Origin of the sequence: Vibrio sp. Vb2131, assembly GCF_033338535.1 — a bacterium.
GTDB classification, from domain to species: domain Bacteria; phylum Pseudomonadota; class Gammaproteobacteria; order Enterobacterales; family Vibrionaceae; genus Vibrio; species Vibrio alginolyticus.
Window position 1 is genome coordinate 270,400 of the sequence record NZ_JAWOSW010000002.1, and the last position, 17,070, is coordinate 287,469.

Consider the following 17,070-nt stretch of genomic DNA (forward strand, 5'->3'; position numbering starts at 1 on the left):
GTAAAGTTATCGGAGTTGACTGTCTTTACTCGCTCGTCGATTGAACAATGCTTGGCGTTGAGACACCAATTCGATTGTTGACTGACATTCGATACACAAACGAACGCCTTTCATAGCAAAACGACGTGCTTCTGGGATCTCATCACCACACTCATCGCAATAATGGGCGCTTTCACCCCTTGTGATACTGCCACGAACACGGGAAATCTCGTCGTCTATTGTGTTTTGAATTTGTTGGCTGACGCTATCGTCATTTGCCCACCCTACGGCCATAAGCCCTCCTCGTTACTTGAATGAGAAAATCTACTTACCGTGGTAAGGTGGATGATTATATCGATTACAAATAACAAGATAATTAGGATAAATTCGAAAACACTATTACGTTTTAGTAATAATTACTCTGTAATCGATTATTCGGCACTCTCATGGAAAAGCAATGCAAGGTTACTCATACTCCCTTCCTCACATTCAAAGTACTGCGTTTGCTCAGGCTCTCTCAAAGTAACACTGAGTATTTTCTCTACCTCACCAAACTCCTCGCTAAAGTACTCACTGACTAATATGACGCGCTCACCAATACTAAATTCCAGTGACTTCTCATCTACCAACGCTCGATGATACTGGTCTAATTTAAAGTCCTTTACAGCTAAGGTTCTTTCAATACTGCTCCCCCCTAAGTTAAGCTCCGACAGTAGAACCTGACTGTTTATATTTTCTATTGATATTTCTAGACGGTTAGGATGTGAAGCATCACACTTAAATAGCGCAGTATTAGTGTGGCTGGAAGCACAAGCAGATGAACTAAAAATAAGTCCAAGCAAAGAAATGTTACGCAGCATTTTTAATCGAAGCATATTTTTTGTAAGCCTTTTCTAATTTGACGTCGTATTGATTTTTCTGATACTCAGAACCATTGTAACCACGAGCAAAGGCAGCCCAATTTTTATCTCTTATATGTTCACCTAAGCCAGACTTTTGGATAAACGTAACAAAAGCCTCAAGTTGTTTCTTCTCTGACTCGAATACAGCTTTAACAAAGGATTCAGCGGTAACATGACCAGCTAACTTGAAATTAAAGCCCATAATTTGGAAACGTCCCCAAGATGCGGAGCGGATTGCTGCATTTGAATTCAGTTCAATCGCTTTATTTAAACGTACGTATTCTGAGATACCACCAACATACAGACTTCGATTCCAATGCCGACTTGAAATACTTGGATGACTGTTATCGTAGGCTCTTGAAGTGAGTCTCGAAAATATATGAGCCTCAAACAAAATCTTTGGCTTACCATTGCTAAAGTAGGCTTCTCCTCGGCTCTCAACTTCCGCTACAGCTTTAATAGCAGCGACTTCGCATTCAAGGGTTTCAGCTACTTTGCGATAATCCAAGTCCGTCAACGCATCTCTTGAGCCAACCAAAGGTAACGTATATGCCACCGCAGTCTCAGGTGTTCGTTTTAAATAATCATTCAGCTTACGATGGCTTCTTCCATTCACATCTATCCTTCCATCTGGACGAACCATCCCAACAAGGCTTTTCTGAAAAGCTTTAATTGCGGCGACAGTCTTGGAGTTTTCCGGTCTAGAGCCTAGTTTCCCATCCACTTTAAGTTCCTTTACTCCCTTTAAAGAACCAAGCAATTGGTTAATAGACCTTTGTACCGTACGAATATCAGCATCCACATTTTTACCACCCAAGCCAACAGAGCCGCTTATTCTTATTGAAGCCATGAAAGTACCTCCTCTTTATCTTTTGGAGGAGCTTGTCACGCTCAATGAAGCTTAGAAAAATATCATTAGGGGCTGGTTTTAATAATTTAGGCTAACTATGCAATACCTCACCCTACATTTACATAACAACGTATTTTCACTCGACGCAGATAACAAAAAACCCAGCACTAAGGCTGGGTTTTGGTGTTCTAGTGGTTAATGAATTAACCGATGTGCGTTGCGCCCGCCATGTACTTCTGAAGTACTGTAGGGATTGCAATGCGGCCGTCTGCTTCTTGGTTGTTTTCTAGGATAGCAACCATTGTACGACCTACAGCAAGACCAGAACCGTTTAGCGTGTGTACAAGCTCAGGTTTCTTCTCGCCTTTACGACGGAAACGTGCTTGCATACGACGAGCTTGGAAATCCCACATGTTAGAACATGAAGAAATTTCACGGTAAGTTTCTTGAGCAGGAACCCAAACTTCTAGGTCGTAAGTCTTACGAGCGCCGAAGCCCATGTCACCTGTACATAGAACCACTTTACGGTAAGGAAGCTCTAGAAGTTGTAGAACTTTCTCAGCGTGACCTGTTAGCTCTTCTAGTGCGTTCATTGAATCTTCTGGCTTAGTGATTTGTACTAGCTCAACTTTGTCGAACTGGTGCATACGAATCAAACCACGAGTATCACGACCGTAAGAACCTGCTTCTGAACGGAAACATGGCGTGTGAGCTGTCATCTTAATTGGTAGATCCGCTTCGTCAGAAATCGTGTCACGAACTAGGTTCGTTACAGGTACTTCTGCAGTAGGGATTAGAGACAGTTTACGTGGCTCTTCGTCGTTTACTTTTTCTACTAGCGGCTCAGTGTGGAAAAGATCTTTACCAAACTTAGGAAGCTGACCAGTACCGAATAGGCTGTCAGAGTTTACTAGGTAAGGTACGTACATTTCTGTGTAGCCGTGCTCTTCAGTGTGAAGATCCAGCATGAACTGAGCGATTGCACGGTGTAGACGAGCAAATTGGCCTTTCATCACGATGAAACGTGCGCCAGTGATCTTAACTGCACTTGCGAAGTCTAGACCGTCGCCCATTTCGCCTAGGTCAACGTGATCTTTCAGTTCGAAGTCGTAAGACTTTGGCTCACCCCAACGAGAGATTTCAACGTTGTCGTTTTCATCTTTGCCATCTGGCACTTCATCTGCTGGGATGTTTGGTACAGAAAGCGTGAATTCGTCTAGTTGAGCCATTACTTGCTCAAGTTCAACTTTCTTCGCATCAAGATCGCTACCTAGCGTACCGATTTGTTTCTTGATCTCTTCTGCGCCTTCTTTGTCGCCAGCCGCCATTTTTTGGCCGATTTGCTTGGAGATGGAGTTACGCGTGGATTGTAAATTTTCTACTTCTACTTGAATGGACTTACGTTGTTCTTCAAGTTTACGAATAGTATCTACGTCTAGCTTAAAGCCACGACGCGCCAGTTTAGCAGCTGTTTCATCCAGCTCTGTACGAAGTAATTTAGAATCCAGCATTGTTAATCCTATGCTTTTTGTTGTGAAATCACGCGCACTTTCCAAGCGTACGCGTTAAAAAAATTTACTAAACAAATGTATCCAAAAACGCCTACTTTTCATAGCGCTTTTGTGGGCTATTTGCGTCTAAAGTAGCCAAGTAATCTAACTTTTCGCCGATTTTGGTCTCCAGACCACGATTTGTCGGCTGATAGTACCTACGATCGCCCATTTCAGGCGGCAAATATTGCTCACCTGCTGCGTAAGCACCAGGCTCATCGTGAGCATAACGATACTCAGCCCCATAACCCATGTCTTTCATCAAACTGGTTGGCGCATTTCGAAGGTGATGCGGCACTTCATATTCAGGTAAGTTATGAGCGTCCGCTAGCGCTTGTTTCCAAGCAACGTAAACGGCATTACTCTTTGGAGCGCACGCGAGATAAACAATAGCTTGAGCAATCGCACGTTCACCTTCTGCTGGACCAACGCGTGTAAAACAGTCCCACGCGGAGAGTGCCACTTGCATGGCTCTAGGGTCCGCATTGCCGACATCTTCCGATGCTATCGCAAGTAATCGACGGGCAATATAAAGAGGATCACAACCCGCAGCAATCATACGTGCAGCCCAGTAAAGCGCCGCATCTGGGTTAGAGCCACGAATGGATTTGTGGACCGCAGAGATTAAGTCATACCAGATATCACCTTTGTTATCGAAGCGAGAGACTTTCTCCCCTGCCACTTCAGCCAGCAACTTAAGCGTGATCTCTTTTTCACCTTGCGCATTGTCTTCTGCCATGTCGTAGAGCAGCTCAAGATAATTGAGAGACATGCGAGCATCACCGTTGACCAGTTCTGCTAGGCGGTCTAATACGTTATCAGCGAAATGTGCGGGTGTATTGCCCAAGCCACGCTCTTTGTCACTGATCGCTTGATTCAGCGCCAGTGAGATTTCATCTTTATCGAGAGACGTTAGCTTGTAGACACGTGCACGTGACAGCAATGCGTTGTTTAACTCAAACGACGGGTTTTCTGTCGTCGCACCAATAAAGGTAACCGTGCCATCTTCGATATGCGGTAAAAACGCGTCTTGTTGAGATTTGTTGAAGCGATGCACCTCATCCACAAATAAGATGGTGCGGCGGCCCGCCATTTTGTTCTCACGTGCTTTCTCGATTGCTGCACGGATTTCTTTCACACCAGACGTTACGGCAGACACACGCTCTACTTCAGCATTGGCGTAGTTTGCAGCCACTTCCGCTAATGTCGTTTTGCCTGTGCCTGGTGGTCCCCAAAGGATCATAGAGTGAATGTGACCCGCCTCTAGCGCACGGCGCAGTGGCTTACCAGGGCCTAAAATGTGCTGCTGTCCAATGTATTGCTCGATTGTTTCCGGTCTCATACGAGCAGCAAGGGGACGAAAATCTTCGTCCCCCGAGAAATCTAATGTGTAATTACTCACTACCAATTAATTCCTTTGGTCATCCACTTCCACACCTTTTGGAATTGTGAATGTGAATCTGTCTGCTTTTGGTTTACCCAGCTTCACGTTGTTAAAGGTGAACAAACCTTTTTGGCCGTCTTGCTCAACCACGTTGAAGCCTTTCACGACACCTTTGGCATCAATATTAATCTGGAATTGACCTTGTGTGGAGTCTACTGCGGTAGGAATGAGAGTAAACTGGTCACCTTTTTGAAATATTTTGTAGTTATTCCAATCACTTGCTCGGTTACGCGTTAGCAAAACAAATGGCGTTTGCTCTGTTGCTTGCTCTTGCCAGTAGATGCTCACTTGCTCGATGAATGGGCTGTAGTACCACAATGTCTTACCGTCAGAGACCAATAGGTTCTCATCAGGGAATGTTGTACTCCAACGGAACAGGCTTGGGCGAGCGATTTCAACCATACCTTCTCCTACCATAACCGTTTCGCCTTCAGGGCTGATAACCTGCTGAGAGAAATCCGCACTAAAGCCATCATTCATAGAAAGGCGTTTGTTTAATTCATCTTTAGGAGATGCTGCGTGTGCGGTAGAAAAGAGGGAAAAGCTTAAAACAAGCGCAGAGAAAAGTTTCGCTGAAAATAGTTTTTTCATTCAGATACCTATTATTAGAACCACTCACCTCAGTTGGACTGAGGTGAGTAAAACAAGTTCATTAATCTTTTGGTGGCGCAGGTGCCAGTACTTCACGGTTACCGTTATGACCCGGAGCACTTACGATGCCCTGCGCTTCAAGCTGCTCTACAATACGGGCGGCACGGTTGTAACCTATCTTAAATCGGCGCTGAACACCGGAAACCGAACCTCGACGTGATTGAACCACGTGCTCAACAACTTGATCGAAGAGCGGGTCTACATCTTCATCCGCTTCCATTTGCTCACCTGGCAATAGACTTTCTGGAGTTTGATCTCCACTGATGATCTCTTCAATATAGTTCGGTTTACCACGCGCTTTCCAGTTGTTTACAACAGCATGAACATCATCATCTGATGCAAATGCACCGTGAACACGAGTTGTATGACTAGATCCCGGCGGTAGATACAACATATCACCCATACCAAGTAGTGATTCTGCGCCGCCTTGATCTAGGATTGTACGAGAGTCCGTTTTAGTCGATACCGTAAACGCAACACGAGTTGGAATGTTCGCTTTAATTAGACCGGTAATAACGTCAACCGATGGACGCTGAGTCGCAAGAATTAAGTGAATACCTGCCGCACGCGCTTTTTGCGCCAAGCGAGCAATCAGTTCTTCAACTTTCTTACCTACCACCATCATCAGGTCAGCAAATTCGTCAACAACAACGACGATGTAAGGCAGCTTTTCTAGCAATGGCGGTTCAGTATCCATGCTGTCGCCTTCTTGCCAGAACGGGTCATGGATTGGGTGGCCCGCTTCTGCTGCCATCTTCAATTTTTCGTTGAAGCCCTTCACATTACGTACACCTAATGCCGACATCAATTTGTAACGACGTTCCATCTCGCCCACACACCAACGCAGAGCATTTGATGCGTCTTTCATATCAGTCACAACTTCAGAAAGAAGATGAGGGATACCTTCATAAATAGAAAGCTCTAGCATTTTCGGGTCAATCATGATGAAGCGTACATCTTCTGGACCTGCTTTATACAGCATGCTCAAAATCATCACGTTCACACCCACCGACTTACCAGAACCTGTTGTACCTGCTACTAACACGTGAGGCATCTTCGCAAGATCTGCCACCACAGCTTCGCCCGCAATGTCTTGACCTAGCACAACCGTTGTTGGTGACGTTGCTTGCTCAAACTGAGGGCTACTGATGACATCAGATAAATAGACCGTCTGACGACTCATGTTTGGCAGTTCCAAACCGATGTAAGGCTTGCCAGGGATTACTTCCACAACACGTACCGCCATCGCAGACAATGCACGCGCTAAGTCAGTTGAAAGACCAGAAATACGACTTACTTTCACCCCTGGCGCCAAATCAAGCTCAAAACGAGTGATCACTGGACCAGGATAAATACCAACCACATCGGCTTTGATTTTGTAGTCAGCGAGTTTGCTCTCTACCAATCGAGCGACCTGCTCTAGCGCATCACGGTCGATAAAGTTTTCACGTTTTTCTGGATGATAAAGCAACTCGAGCGTTGGGAGTGGCTCTTCCGGAACTGGCAAGTTTTCTTCTTTCTGTACCAAAAATGGGTTCTGTGTTGCAGCGACTTTGGCTTGCGCATTGGAAACCATATCTTGGAATGCGGTAACATCTTGGTCGTTGTCTTGGACCTCTTCCACCTCCACTTTTTGAGGTGCAGGTTCAAATGTTGTTGAAGGTGTTGCAACTTGCTGATGAGGCGTTGTTGGCTGTGCTTGCTGTGCAGGCTGAGATTCCACTTCGTCTTCATCATCTAACACATCAAAGTCAGAGATCGTAGGCTCAATATGTTGGCTCGATTCTGTTTGCGCCGTGATGCTATCTAATACAGCAGAATCAATTGCAGGCTCTTCATGTACAGGATGCTCAATACTTGGCGGCTGTACTTGCTCTGCTTCAAATTGTTCGTACTCCGCATAATCTGGTTCAACACTGATCGGTTCTTCTGTAGCTGTATGTGGCTCTACATAGGAAGAGTAAGTGTCTGCAAATGATGGTGCTGCCTGTTCTTCAGTTCCCCAGTCATCTGCTTGTTGCGCCGCTGCTTCAAGCTCTTCTATCGTAACATTCAGTTGCTTGGTGCGTTCCAAGAGCGGATCAACGTTATCAGTGTTAACCGTATGGATAGGTTGTATTTGAGGCTCAGGTTCAGAATAAACTGGCGCAGCATTAACCGTAGCCTTGCGTTGTGGTGGCGTCGGTTCTACCATCGCCTGTTCCGCAGGCTTATCAGGTTTCGCTTGCGGCATATAAATAGGATACTCATGCGCTGGCGCCGGCTCTTTCGGTTCATCGACATCGTACGCCGTTAAATGAGGAAGCGGCTCATCATCAATTTCATGGTCTACATTGTGTTTAGGCGTAGAGACTTTGTCTTCTACAAACTCATCAAGCTGAGGTTCTAAAACTTCCTGCTCTGAACCTCTTGCCTTATTTGCAAGCGCGGCAATTAGTGCTAACGCACGATCACCAAGCCATTCCACGATGTTAAGCCATGAGATGCCAGTGAAGAGCGTAAAGCCCGCTCCCCACAAGAACAGCAATACCAATGTGGTACCGAGTACATTCAATGTAGGTAAAGCGAGGCTAGACAACACATCCCCGACCACACCTCCGGATGAAAAATACCAAATGTCATCAAAATTAATATCGGCAAGACCGCAACTGGTCATAATAAGGACGACCAGACCGAGCAGCCTTGTACCCCATAGCATGAAATCAATGGGCTCATCTTCTCCTCGTTTACGGCAAATCACCCATGCAGCCGCCGCTAGCAAGAAAGGGATTGGGTAAGCGAGAGAGCCAAATGTGAAGAATAGAGTATCGGCTAGCCAAGCGCCGAAAAGGCCACCAGCATTATCGATATCCCCTCCCCATGCGGTTTGGGACCAAGAAGGATCGGCCGGACTGAAGGTAAATAGTGCAACCGCAAGCAATACCGAGCTAAGAACGCCAACGATAAAGCAGCACTCTTTTAAGCGTTGGAAGCCATTTAAGCGTGAAGACTGGGGCTCTTCACTGGTTTTGATAATGGTTTCGACTTTCTTTGCGTTCTCTTTGAACATAAATCAACTTGAATATGGAAATGAAATAGGAAATTGCAAAACATTCCGAGCGGCATCAAGCCGCTCGGTAAATTGATTTAACCATATCAAGGAGAAAAACCCAATTACTCTCTGGCGAAAGCGGAAGCATATACCGCTTTCTTTGCAAGAAATTAACGAGTTTTGATCACAAGCTGGTTAGATTGTTTCACTTCTTCCATAACAACGTATGTGCGAGTGTCATTTACGCCAGGTAGACGTAGTAACGTATCGCCCAATAGTCGGCGGTAAGCACCCATATCTGATACACGGGTTTTAAGAAGATAGTCAAAGTCACCTGAAACAAGATGACACTCTTGTATGTCGTCTAGCTTTTGAACAGCTGAGTTAAACTGCTCAAACACATCCGGCGCACCACGGTTTAGCGTAATCTCAACGAATACTAATAGTGATGCATCCAGGAACTGCGGATTCAATAATGCAGTATACCCTGTGATATAACCCTGACGCTCTAAGCGACGTACACGCTCCAAACATGGCGTTGGAGAAAGTCCCACACGTTTTGAAAGCTCAACGTTTGAAATACGACCGTCTTTCTGCAGCTCATTAAGAATGTTGCGGTCGATACGGTCTAGTTCCTTGGACGGCTTTTTATAGTTGTCTGCCATTTTTTATTCCACCTTATTACTTCCTTGCAAAAAAATATACTACAACTTTTTAATATTTGGTGCCAAATTTTACAAATCTATAACTATACTAGTTATTAATTCGACAATAACACCCTACTAACAGTTAATACAACCATTATAGAAAGAGGATACAGGATGATCATTGGCGTACCGAAGGAAATCAAGAATCACGAATATCGTGTTGGTATGATCCCAGCTAGCGTGAGAGAACTCATCTCACATGGTCACCAAGTTTTAGTTGAGACCAATGCAGGTGCCGGCATTGGTTTTTCAGACGATGATTACATCGCTGTCGGCGCATCCATTCTCCCTCATGCTGCTGACGTATTTGCGCAAGCAGACATGATTGTAAAAGTAAAAGAACCCCAAGCAGTAGAGAGAGCAATGCTCCGCGAAGGGCAAATTTTATTTACTTATTTACACCTAGCACCAGATTTTCCACAAACTGATGAGCTAATCAAGAGCAAAGCTGTCTGTATAGCCTATGAGACTGTAACAGATAATATGGGTCGTTTGCCACTGTTAGCACCAATGTCAGAAGTGGCAGGTCGGATGTCTATCCAAGCTGGCGCGCAAACGTTGGAAAAATCGCACGGCGGTCGTGGTCTACTCCTAGGCGGCGTACCTGGTGTTGAACCTGCAAAAGTCGTTATCGTTGGTGGTGGCGTTGTTGGTGCAAACGCTGCTCGTATGGCGGTTGGCCTTCGCGCTGACGTCACCATTCTAGACCGTAACGTAGACACACTTCGTAAGCTTGACGAAGAATTCCAAGGTCGCGCAAAAGTGGTTTATTCTACTGAAGACGCTATCGAGAAGCATGTTCTAGAAGCGGACCTTGTTATCGGTGCCGTTCTAATTCCTGGCGCAGCAGCACCTAAACTGGTCACTAAAGAGCACATTGCTAAGATGAAGCCTGGTGCGGCAGTGGTTGACGTGGCAATTGACCAAGGCGGTTGTTTCGAAACTTCGCACGCGACAACTCACGCAGATCCAACTTACATCGTTGATGAAGTGGTTCACTACTGTGTAGCAAATATGCCTGGCGCAGTTGCTCGCACTTCAACATTTGCACTCAACAACGCTACACTTCCATACATCGTGAAGTTAGCAAATAAAGGCTACCGCGAAGCACTTCTAGAAGATAAAGGCTTCCTTGAAGGTCTAAACGTTATTCACGGAAAAGTAACGTGTAAAGAAGTAGCAGAAAGCTTTGACTTGGAATACGTTAAACCAACTCAAGCTATCGCTATGTTTAATTAATGACAAAATAAAACATAACTTGTCACGTTTTGTTTACAAAAGCCCACTCATAAGTGGGCTTTTTCATATAGAGCGTTTGGCTATAAAGAATAACTAAATCTTATATGCACAAATTAAAATATTTCTAGGTGTGACCGATTTAGGGCAAAACTCTGACAATCTAACACGGTAACCACGTTCTTCAAGATAAAGCACTTTATCTAATGCGAGCCAGATCTCCAACGGACGTTGAAAAACAAGTTGCACTAAGCTCATTCTCTCCATTTGCCAGAAGCGTTGTTCGCTTAACTTTTCAAAATGAGAGAAATCGATTTCTTGAGGAAGAACAATGCCTTTTTGCTCCGCTGCCCAGCGACAGAACGATTCAAAACCATCACTTAATTGCGACTTACGGATACTCGGCACAGGCTGATACTCTGCCATTCCCAAAGCTTGTCGCGTGATCAAATCAAACCCAAGACGAAACATCATTTCCTGCTGACGATGACGACGCACGCGCTCTCCTCCCGTCACCGTTTGTTGTAATGGGATACGCAGTTCTTGCTTAGACAATGAGAGAGAAGAAGCCCTGCCCGATTCCGACATCGGCTGGTATTGTTCCGACTGAATCAAGTGGTAACAACAAGGTGATATGGTCATCGCAGCAATCCCATTTTCACTGCCGTACTGCATTAGACGAACGTGAAGGTCACCGCATGCATGCAGTGCTACTGCGTGTTGCGTTGGCTTAAACACGGCTTTCGCTTTGCTATCAAACGCGTCGCCTTGAATAAACGTCATCTTCCAATGATGTTCATTGGCTGCTTGTTGCCCCGAATCGCACAGTGCTTGTTGGTATTCAAAGCTGGTTACAGGCTGATCGGTTTGCGTTGTCAGGATTCGCCCCAAGTAACCTTTACCTGAGCACCATTCTAGCCATTCTTCGCCACAGTGTTGTTGAATTGCAGCTTCACCCATCGAGCTAATTTGCTCCAACTTACGTCCCGGAATACCGTTATCTAAACCACGAGCGAGTTCCAAGCCGTTTAACGACAAAAGCTCTAAATGAGTCAGTTCTGCGAGTTGTTCAAGCTCAGGCAAAAACGGACTAAGTGCTTTTAACGCGAGTTCTGGTGCTGCTTTGTATTCTTCGATTTGAGAGGGAGTAAGAGACGCTAGCCATTGGCACAGTCGAGGATGTTGCTCCTGCCAAGGTAATGATGTGTGAATGCTGCTTTTAAAAGGCTCGAATCGCCACAAAGATTGGTTTTCGATTAAGCAGTCATTAATAAATTGAAATTGCGTTTTCATAACTCCCCCTACAACGAGCGCATTGTAGAGGGAATCGAAACATCAATGAAGTGTTATCTCACCGGAAGCTCGATGTCTTTAAACATCTCTTCGATTTCTGCATTAGACTTCAACGAAATCGCCTGCTCAACCACTGGACGCGTTAAGTGCGGTGCAAAACGCTCCATAAAATCGAACATGTAAGAGCGTAAGAATGTACCACGGCGGAAGCCGATGCTCGTGGTGCTCGCGCCAAACAAATGGCTCGCATCTATTGCAACCAAGTCACCGTCCTGCTCTTCATCCACAGCCATGCTTGCAATCACACCCACACCAATACCCATACGAACGTAAGTTTTAATGACGTCTGCATCAGTTGCAGTGAACACCACTCGCGGGGTTAAACCTTCGCGGTTGAATGCTGTATCCAGCTCTGAACGGCCAGTAAAACCGAACACGTAAGTGACTAATGGGTAAGCGGCAAGATCACTGATCGTTACTTTGTCTTTCTTCGCTAGTGGGTGGTCTTTAGGCACAACTATTGAACGATTCCAGTGATAACAAGGCAGCATGATGGCATCTTGATATAAGTGAAGCGCTTCTGTCGCAATCGCAAAATTCGCTGTGCCTTTAGCTATCGCCTCAGACATTTGTGACGGTGTACCTTGGTGCATGTGTAACGACACTTTTGGATAACGAGAAGTAAAACCTTTGATGACATCTGGCAGTGCATAACGAGCCTGCGTATGTGTCGTGGTGATATTCAGCGTCCCCATTTCTGGATGGGTGTGCTCTCCAGCCACCGCTTTGATACTTTCTACACGAGCGAGAATTTCTTGAGAGATACGTACAATTTCTTCACCAGCTGGCGTCACTTGCGTTAAGTGCTTACCGCTACGTTCAAAAATCTGAATGCCTAACTCATCTTCCAGCAACCGAACCTGTTTACTGATACCTGGCTGAGAGGTATATAAGCTTTCCGCCGTTGCAGATACATTCAGATTATGGTTTACAACCTCAACAATATACTTCAGCTGCTGCAGTTTCATCGTAATCCCTTACTTATTCATGAGAGAGTTTATTGGCCACTCAAGCGAGCGATATAATAATTAGTTATAACGCGTTCAAATCGAAATGAACAGCAATTTCTAACTTATACCTCAATCACATACTAATAATCTTCAAGAAAGAAACAATATGCACAAAGTTGAGCCAATAAATGACCGAAGTTCTATGATGTGACTTCTATCAGTAACTAAAACGTGGGAGAGACAAAATAATCAAACAAATAAGGTGCCGAGTAAGATAAGATTCATGTATTCTTTAACGCTAGCCGCAGAAAAGTAAAGCAGACGCAAAGATATGAATATTGGTTTAATAATCGCTTTGGTAGCCATCCTACTGGTGTTAATCCTAGGCTATAACATTATGTTGCAATATAAGGTTAAAGTTGAAACCGCAAAAAGGCAGGAATCAGCGCGATATGTAGCCTTGATAGATGGTACTGAAGAGTTGATTGGTCATGCGCACCATATCCCTTTTAGTAAAGAGCTGTTGTTGTGTCTAAACAATCGTATTCTTGACGCGCTAGAGAGCATGCATGAGCTGGATCCGAAGAACAAGCAACTTGCTCAACGTATCGAAAATATGAAGCAGCAGATTACGCAGCTAAAAGAGAATGGCCCTACAGGCGAGAGTACCACTTTCAAGATGCCGAGTAGTGATAAACAAGCTATCGTCATGCTTAAGCTGGTTAAACGACTTCGCGACACTATCCGTAACGAGCACAACAAAGGCCGATTGGATACCCAGACCTACGTCACCGAAAATGCGCGCTTGGAAACGATGCAAATTCGCATCAACATTGAAAATGTCATCAAAAGAGCAAACGACTCTATCGCTCGTGGCCAACCAGGCACCGCGCTTCAACTGCTGCGTAAAGGTATCGATGCTTTGAGCACTAAGAGCGATCCTTATTCTATTCAAGCGAAACAAAAGCTTGAAGAGATGTTGGGTGACTTAGATAAAAAGCGCCAAGATAAAAGCGATGCTGAAATGCAGCAGATTGCTGACAAAGAGCGTGACAATGACATGGAAGCACTCTTCGGCGAGAAGAAAAAGTGGTAACATTCACTTCAGGTCAAGAAAGGCTGCAATTGCAGCCTTTTTTCTATCCGCAAGACAACGGATATGCCCAATAAAAATGTGAAGTACTAAAACTAAAATGATGAATCTAGACGCCTATCAAGATCTTCTTGCTCCCATTAACCAATTTCTGCAATGCAGTACACCTGATGAATGGGTAGAGGAAGCAAAGAAACCAGAGAACCTTCAAACCATTTTGTTAGACCACCTACTGTGCGAACTAAAAGCTGGCCAATCTGCCATGTTTTTAATTCGTAAGTATGCCGTTGATCAATCCAGTTCACATGCTCTACTTGACTGGTTTAAGCCCTACGAAGATTTTGCTTACCGTAACGTAGGCTCATTGGAAACTTTAAAAGGCAAGAGCAATATTTCTAAGGCAATCATGGCTAAGTCCGACTCACCATATAGCCAAGATTTGATCGATAAGATGGTGCTTTTGATAAAAGAGGAGTTACACCACTTTTATCAAGTTTTAGAGATCATGGAAAGTCGTGGAATTGAGTACAAAAATATTCCAGCAAGTCGTTATGCTAAAGGACTGATTTCGCATATGAAGACTCATGAGCCGGAAACGCTGATCGATAAACTCATCATTGGTGCGTACATCGAAGCTCGATCTTGTGAGCGTTTTGCCAAACTAGCACCACATATGGATGACGATATCGCAAAGTTCTACATTTCTTTATTACGTTCAGAAGCACGCCATTACCAGGATTATCTTGTATTAGCGGAGCAAATCGCAGGCAAAGATATCAGCGAGCGCATCGCCTACTTTGGACGTATAGAGGCAGATTTAATTTCTACGCCAGATACAGATTTTAAGTTTCACAGTGGTATCCCAGCCTAGCGAGCATATTCTCCCAAGGTTGAGCATACTCTGAACTTATATAGACAGAGAATAAATAAGCCGGACATTTCGTCCGGCTTATTTATTGTAGCAATGAGGTTAGGAATAAAGCTGAAACACAACAACTAGAGCTGGAATGAACCCATTCGAGTTTTCAAGTTGTGCGCTAGGCTACTAATCTGCTGACAAGCCACAGCCGTTTGTGAAGCTCCCTCAGCCATCTCTGTTGAAGCACTATTAATATGCTCCACACTGCGATTCAGCTCTTCGGATACAGAATTCTGCTCACTGCACGCCGTTGCGATTTGTGTGCTCATTTGCGCTATGTTATCGACAGAATGTTCAATTTCTTTTATCTGGCTATCAGCGTCATTAACTTGCTCAACACACTGAGAAATACCCTCCTGACAATCACGGCTTGAATGCCCTATTTTACTGCTGCTCTCTTGTAGCTGATTAACAATTTCCACAATTTGTGAAGTGGAGTCTTGAGTGCGTTGCGCCAGAGAACGAACCTCATCTGCCACAACAGCAAACCCACGTCCTTGTTCACCAGCCCGAGCGGCTTCAATTGCGGCGTTCAGTGCTAACAAGTTTGTTTGCTCGGCAATCCCGCGGATCACATCGACGACCACATTGATATTGTTTGAGCTCGATTCAAGCTCACGTGCCAGTTCATCTGATTCTTGGATCGTATGTGATACACGCTCAATTACTGCGATAGTTTGTTGTAACGTCGCCGTTCCTTGCTTTGCCACTTCCGCAGCCGAATAAGCAGAGGTTGCGCCAACTTCGGTATTTTGTGCCACTTCACTTACAGCAGCTTGCATCTCTGTCATCGCAGAAGCCACCGAGCTAAGTTCAATTTGTTGATTTTGCATACCAGAGGCGGTCTGAGAAGAAATAGCACTCACTTCCTCTACTGCTGCCGTTAGCTGAATCGTTGAGTCATTAATCTCAGAAACCAGCGAATGTAAGTTTGTTTGCATACCGACAAGCTCTTTAAGCAACATTCCTAACTCGTCTTTGCTCAATTCACTTTCGTCGATTTGATTATTCAATTGACCCTTGGCGATTTTAGAAGCGAATTCCAATGCTCGATCAACAGGCCCGCAAATGACTCGAGAAAGCAGCATGGCAGACATTACCATGACCAATGCGACGACGAGCGCACCAACAGCAGCGCTGTATTGTGTAAATGCCGCTTCACTTTGTACTTCTTCACCAATCAAATTCACCAACTCATCGTTCAACGCGAGGGTATCATCCAAGCTGCTCAACGCTTTTGAGTAGGTATCGAAACTCGATAAAATCACATCATTTGCACTTTCAGCATCACCTTGGCTTAGCAGTGCGTTGTAAGTCTTCGTTTCTTTGATGTATTGATTCCAAGTTTCTTTAAAAACGCTAAAAGACTGCGTTTCACGCTTATTAAGGTCGAGCTTTTCGTATTCTGCAATACCAGCCTGCACATCAGAACGCCATTGGTCGAGGCCTTTTAACCACTCACCAATTTTGGGGTGATTTGCGTTTGGCAATAAAGAGAACTCATCTTTACGCACTTTAGTAATATCAACTTGGATACCTTTCAAAATCGCAACAGAAGGTAAACTTTTATCTGTTAACACTGAGATGTCTTTATTCAGTGTTAACAAACCTTGCACCAACATTACTGACACTAAACCAAACACGGCAAAAACGGTTAAATAACTAACCGATATTTTCTTTACGACACTTAAGTCTTTAATACGCATGCACTTTCTCCCCGCAGCCTTTCCAAACCTCTCACTTAAGTGAAAGCTTAACCTCTAAAACACACTGTTTTTTCGCTCGATATCATTGAACGCTCTTATATACATCGGCTTGAGAGATCAAATCTTGACCAGTAATTGATAGTTTTATCACATGCTATTTTAGAGATAGGCTCGTATGCTCCTTATTGTGTCTACATCTTTTCATGAGCGCTTCTCGGCGCAGATCCAAGATCTCATCGATGAGCTTTTCTTTCGCGTTTATCCCAAAATGCTGGGCATAATTTTTTACTTTTGCTATCTCATTAGGCTGCAAGCGGTACACCTCTTTCTTTAAACGCGCTTCTGCTTCACTTCTAATCAGACCTTGCTCTTGTAACAATTTAATGATGGTTTCATCGGTTGGATTTACTGCTCTAGCCATGGTGCTCCATCTATCAATTTGAGTTCTAGCCATATGGCTAGATGAATGACGCCGCACAACTTATAGAGCAAAGATGACAGCTTGATTGCAGTGAATGCAATTCGTTGACTGTTGGTATTATTTTCCACCGCTTCAACGGCAACACACTCAATACCTCCACCCTCACCATTGAATAAAGATCACATTCTGATAACAATTTTCAACACTGGCTTAGATGTCATCCATATTTAACGTGCAAGTAACATTTATAAACAAGAATGATTACTCTAGTTCAAATG

The 17,070-nt window shown here is 44.4% G+C and carries 15 protein-coding genes; 3 read left to right on the plus strand and 12 right to left on the minus strand.

The genetic code is table 11. The features are described 5' to 3' along the window. Positions 1 to 6 precede the first annotated feature (6 nt). The 8 genes from R7E38_RS03360 to lrp all read right to left on the minus strand — a co-directional run bounded on the left by R7E38_RS03360 (position 7) and on the right by lrp (position 9,072). Positions 7 to 273 (minus strand): DksA/TraR family C4-type zinc finger protein, encoded by a 267-nt coding sequence (locus tag R7E38_RS03360; RefSeq protein WP_132936554.1) that lies wholly within the window; start codon positions 271 to 273, stop codon positions 7 to 9. A gap of 137 nt (positions 274 to 410) precedes the next feature. Continuing rightward, positions 411 to 839 carry a hypothetical protein gene (locus R7E38_RS03365; protein ID WP_115386395.1) on the minus strand — a complete coding sequence of 143 codons (429 nt, stop codon included), beginning with the start codon at positions 837 to 839 and terminating at the stop codon, positions 411 to 413. Continuing rightward, a complete protein-coding gene (locus R7E38_RS03370) occupies positions 829 to 1,731 on the minus strand; it encodes an N-acetylmuramidase domain-containing protein (RefSeq protein ID WP_104975211.1) in 903 nt (300 codons plus the stop codon). The genes R7E38_RS03365 and R7E38_RS03370 overlap by 11 nt, the downstream gene beginning before the upstream one ends. A 203-nt stretch (positions 1,732 to 1,934) precedes the next feature. Next, on the minus strand, positions 1,935 to 3,242 hold the full coding sequence (gene serS / locus R7E38_RS03375) for a serine--tRNA ligase (protein ID WP_005437179.1): 1,308 nt from the start codon (positions 3,240 to 3,242) through the stop codon (positions 1,935 to 1,937). A gap of 91 nt (positions 3,243 to 3,333) precedes the next feature. After that, positions 3,334 to 4,689 (minus strand): replication-associated recombination protein A, encoded by a 1,356-nt coding sequence (locus R7E38_RS03380; protein WP_017821702.1) that lies wholly within the window; start codon positions 4,687 to 4,689, stop codon positions 3,334 to 3,336. Then, positions 4,690 to 5,316 carry an outer membrane lipoprotein chaperone LolA gene (lolA, locus tag R7E38_RS03385; RefSeq protein ID WP_104975210.1) on the minus strand — a complete coding sequence of 209 codons (627 nt, stop codon included), beginning with the start codon at positions 5,314 to 5,316 and terminating at the stop codon, positions 4,690 to 4,692. A gap of 61 nt (positions 5,317 to 5,377) precedes the next feature. After that, positions 5,378 to 8,425, minus strand: a complete 3,048-nt coding sequence (locus tag R7E38_RS03390; RefSeq protein ID WP_025766892.1) for a DNA translocase FtsK 4TM domain-containing protein — start codon at positions 8,423 to 8,425, stop codon at positions 5,378 to 5,380. Between the two features lie 152 nt (positions 8,426 to 8,577). Next, positions 8,578 to 9,072: a leucine-responsive transcriptional regulator Lrp gene (gene lrp / locus R7E38_RS03395; protein ID WP_005378234.1), complete on the minus strand. Its 495-nt coding sequence runs from the start codon at positions 9,070 to 9,072 to the stop codon at positions 8,578 to 8,580. A 156-nt stretch (positions 9,073 to 9,228) separates the two neighbouring features. On the opposite strand from lrp, the gene ald reads away from it, so the two are divergent. Then, on the plus strand, positions 9,229 to 10,353 hold the full coding sequence (gene ald, locus R7E38_RS03400) for an alanine dehydrogenase (RefSeq protein WP_318081674.1): 1,125 nt from the start codon (positions 9,229 to 9,231) through the stop codon (positions 10,351 to 10,353). 93 nt (positions 10,354 to 10,446) lie between these two features. Here ald and R7E38_RS03405 read toward each other — a convergent pair whose 3' ends face one another. Beyond that, a complete protein-coding gene (locus R7E38_RS03405) occupies positions 10,447 to 11,643 on the minus strand; it encodes a methyltransferase (RefSeq protein WP_171342743.1) in 1,197 nt (398 codons plus the stop codon). Positions 11,644 to 11,696: 53 nt separating this feature from the next. Continuing rightward, entirely contained in the window at positions 11,697 to 12,671 is a 975-nt protein-coding gene (gene cysB, locus R7E38_RS03410; protein WP_005388967.1) for an HTH-type transcriptional regulator CysB, read from the minus strand. Positions 12,672 to 12,984: 313 nt separating this feature from the next. Here cysB and R7E38_RS03415 point away from each other — a divergent pair, with 313 nt between their 5' ends. Further along, complete coding sequence (locus R7E38_RS03415; protein WP_005378247.1) at positions 12,985 to 13,749, plus strand: hypothetical protein; 765 nt, start codon at positions 12,985 to 12,987, stop codon at positions 13,747 to 13,749. 97 nt (positions 13,750 to 13,846) lie between these two features. Beyond that, a complete protein-coding gene (gene miaE / locus R7E38_RS03420; RefSeq protein ID WP_047100806.1) occupies positions 13,847 to 14,617 on the plus strand; it encodes a tRNA isopentenyl-2-thiomethyl-A-37 hydroxylase MiaE in 771 nt (256 codons plus the stop codon). A 125-nt stretch (positions 14,618 to 14,742) separates the two neighbouring features. Here the strand turns inward: miaE and R7E38_RS03425 are convergent, their stop codons facing one another. After that, positions 14,743 to 16,371, minus strand: coding sequence for a methyl-accepting chemotaxis protein (locus tag R7E38_RS03425; RefSeq protein WP_226082856.1), 1,629 nt, complete (start codon positions 16,369 to 16,371; stop codon positions 14,743 to 14,745). Between the two features lie 154 nt (positions 16,372 to 16,525). Continuing rightward, positions 16,526 to 16,792 carry a hypothetical protein gene (locus tag R7E38_RS03430; RefSeq protein WP_025766895.1) on the minus strand — a complete coding sequence of 89 codons (267 nt, stop codon included), beginning with the start codon at positions 16,790 to 16,792 and terminating at the stop codon, positions 16,526 to 16,528. Positions 16,793 to 17,070: the final 278 nt, after the last annotated feature.